The following is a 251-nucleotide window of genomic DNA, read 5'->3' as shown; positions in this document are numbered from 1 at the left end:
CCGACGCGGTTCGTGCGGCGGACGCACGAGGTGTCGGGTGAGCGGTGGGGGCGTCTGAAGCGGGCTGCGCAGGCCCGTGGGGTGACGCCGTCGGCGTTGCTGTGCGCGGCGTACGCGGAGGCGCTGGCGCTGTGGGCGAAGGAGCCGCGGTTCACGCTGAACGTGACGATCGGCGACCGCCTGCCGCTCCACCCGCATGTCGAGCGGCTGATCGGTGACTTCACCAACCTCGTCCTCCTCGAAGTCGACAC

Annotated in this window: 1 protein-coding gene; it reads left to right on the top strand. The window is 71.3% G+C overall.

Annotation, left to right across the window (positions count from 1 at the left end; translation table 11 throughout):
- Nucleotides 1-251 (top strand): hypothetical protein (locus H0H10_RS00305; RefSeq protein ID WP_188178733.1); only part of this gene is annotated, 251 nt, incomplete at both ends.

Origin of the sequence: Streptomyces griseicoloratus (assembly GCF_014534645.1) — a bacterium.
GTDB classification, from domain to species: Bacteria; Actinomycetota; Actinomycetes; order Streptomycetales; family Streptomycetaceae; genus Streptomyces; species Streptomyces griseicoloratus.
The sequence above is the reverse complement of the archived record's forward strand: the minus strand, read 5'-3'. Positions and strand labels throughout refer to the sequence as shown.